Genomic DNA, 2,397 nt, shown 5'->3' with positions numbered 1-2,397 from the left:
TGCCTCCATGCGGGGTTGGTTTGTTCCGTTTGTTGTTTTGGGGCGGGTGGCTGGTGTTCGGCACACTCCTCGGGCCCCTCCGACCTCAGAGCTTCTGCCAGGCCGGCTTGGCGGCGTAGGTGTCGCGGAAGTAGCCGGCGAGCTTGAGGCCGGAGGCGGCGGCCTCGTCGACCACCACGGTGGCGTGCGGGTGGAGCTGCAGCGCCGAGGCGGGGACGGCGGCGGACAGCGGCCCCTCGACGGAGAGGGCGACGGCCTCGGCCTTGGCCTCGCCGGTGGCGAGCAGGACGAGGTGGCGCGCCTCCAGGATGGTCCCGATGCCCTGGGTGATGACGTGGTGCGGGACCTCGTCGAGGCTGTCGAAGAACCGGGCGTTGTCCTCGCGGGTCTGCCGGGTGAGCGTCTTGATCCGGGTCCGGGAGGCCAGCGAGGAGCAGGGCTCGTTGAAGCCGATGTGGCCGTCGGTGCCGATGCCGAGCAGCTGGAGGTCCACGCCGCCGGCCGCGGCCAGCGCGCGGTCGTAGGCGGCGGCCGCCGCGGCGATGTCCGTCGCGTTGCCGTCCGGGCCGAGGAAGGAGTCCTCGGTCAGGCCCAGCGGCTCGACGACCTCGCGCAGCACCACCGAACGGTAGGACTCGGGGTGGCCGGCGGGCAGGCCGACGTACTCGTCGAGCTGGCAGATGCGCGCCCGGGAGGCGTCGAGCCGGCCGTCGCGGACCCGCTCGGCGAGGGCCTGGTAGATCGGCAGCGGCGTCGAGCCGGTCGCCACGCCGAGCAGGGCCTCGGGCTTGCCGGTCAGCAGATCGGTGATCGCCGCGGCGATGAGTTCGCCGGCCGCTGAGGCGTCAGGGACGATCACGATTTCCATACTGGTCCACCGTTCTGAGCCGGGTGCTTGGTCTAGACCCTTGAGGTCTAGACCAGTTTGCCGTGAACGGGTGCCCCAGGTCCACTCGGGCCCTGGTCGGAGCCGCTCTGCCGGCCCCTGGACCGCCGGGAGCCCGCCTGCGGGGCTGCACATGCCGACGGGCCGGGCGCCGGGGGGGGGGGGGGGGGGCCCCGGGGGGGTTTACACAAATACCGCGCCAGCGTGAGCCCGTGGGCGGGGGGGGGGGGGGGCGCCCGCCCGGGCCGGGGGGGGGGGCCCGCCCGGGGGGGGGGGGGGGGGGGGGCGGGCTCGATCGAGGACCTCGGTGCTGGTGGAGCGGCGCGGTCCCTCAGGGCGAGTCGGGAGCCGCCCGTCAGAACGGGTTGGTACAGGTGGTGACCTGCTGGGCCGCCTCCAGCGCCGGGCCGGCGGTGGCGCAGATGATCCGCAGGTCGGTGGTGACGACGCGTGGGGTGACCGCCTTCGCGGAGCCCAAGCGCACGGTGGTCGCGGAGGCGACCGTCTCCCACGGGCTGCCCCAGGCCTTCTGGGTCCGCACCTCGACCTGAACCATCGTCAACTGGCGCGAGTCGGCGGAGACCTGGGCGACGCCGAAGAAGCCCTCGCCGTCGTGCTGGTGCGAGATGCAGGGCGTGTTGAGCACGGCGGCGCAGGCCGCCGCTTCGTTCTCGGTCGTCGCCGGGGCCGCGATGGCCGGTCCGGCCGCCAGGCCTGCTATCCCTGCCACCATCATCGTCACAGCTGCGATCCGAGCGCGCATGATATGAACCTCCTTGGAAATTAAGGGGATCTCACTCCTTGAGATGAGTCTTGCACAGAACGTGGTCATGTCGTGTGTGTGTTGCGTCACACTCAAGGTGACCATTCAACTACGTGCTGCAACCGCCTGTCGGGCGGTCGACGGACCGCCAGGTGGGAGGCCTGCGGGCAACTCGGCGACGCCCGGACCGGGTTGGCGGTGTCCCTTCACTCGTCCGAGTGGCGAACTGCCGTCGGGGCGAATCGGGCCGTTAGCATCGACCCGAACCGCGGAGGTGTCTGCGTGGACACGGTCATCGTGCAACTGCCCGACCGGGGGCCCGTGATGGCACCCGGCGAACCGCCCGGCCTGCTGCGGATGGGCCCCGGCGAGGCCGCGGTGTTCGGGCGCGGCGAGCCCGGCCGCCCGGCCCCCATCCCGCTGCCCGACCAGGGCGTCTCCCGGCGCGCGGGGGAGGTCACCGCCGCCGAGGACTACTGGCGGCTGTCCAACTTCAGCACCTCCGCCACCTACGTGGTGGAGAACCTGGAGGGCGCGGGCGAGCACGTCAAGGTGGCGCCCGGCCGGCTCGGCGCGCCCGTCCCGTTCGAGTTCTCCCGGGTGCTGCTGCCCGCCCTCGGCGAACCCGCCTCGTTCAAGGTCTTCGCCCCGCAACACGCGTACCTGGAGGGTCGGCCAGGCGGCGGGGCGGGCGCACGACCACCCGAACACCAGGCGCCGGCCCCCCCCCCCCACCTAAATGATTGTG

The 2,397-nt window shown here is 72.7% G+C and carries 2 protein-coding genes and 1 pseudogene; 1 reads left to right on the top strand and 2 read right to left on the bottom strand.

The window, feature by feature from the left end:
• Positions 1 to 85 precede the first annotated feature (85 nt).
• Positions 86 to 868: a glucosamine-6-phosphate deaminase gene (locus ACFV6I_RS15890; protein ID WP_380425704.1), complete on the bottom strand. Its 783-nt coding sequence runs from the start codon at positions 866 to 868 to the stop codon at positions 86 to 88.
• A gap of 373 nt (positions 869 to 1,241) precedes the next feature.
• Positions 1,242 to 1,649 carry a hypothetical protein gene (locus ACFV6I_RS15885; RefSeq protein WP_380425702.1) on the bottom strand — a complete coding sequence of 136 codons (408 nt, stop codon included), beginning with the start codon at positions 1,647 to 1,649 and terminating at the stop codon, positions 1,242 to 1,244.
• Between the two features lie 282 nt (positions 1,650 to 1,931).
• Between ACFV6I_RS15885 and ACFV6I_RS15880 the strand changes: the two are divergent.
• Positions 1,932 to 2,397 (top strand): annotated as a pseudogene (locus ACFV6I_RS15880) (hypothetical protein); the annotation flags it as partial.

This window comes from Kitasatospora sp. NPDC059803 (assembly GCF_042732255.1).
Taxonomy (GTDB): domain Bacteria; phylum Actinomycetota; class Actinomycetes; order Streptomycetales; family Streptomycetaceae; genus Kitasatospora.
The sequence above is the reverse complement of the archived record's forward strand: the minus strand, read 5'-3'. Positions and strand labels throughout refer to the sequence as shown.

What these genes read in the sequence shown, in the direction of transcription:
- ACFV6I_RS15885 (WP_380425702.1), bottom strand. Translation starts at nt 1,649, where the DNA reads ATGCGCGCTCGGATCGCAGCTGTGACGATGATGGTGGCAGGGATAGCA.
- ACFV6I_RS15890 (WP_380425704.1), bottom strand. Translation starts at nt 868, where the DNA reads ATGGAAATCGTGATCGTCCCTGACGCCTCAGCGGCCGGCGAACTCATC.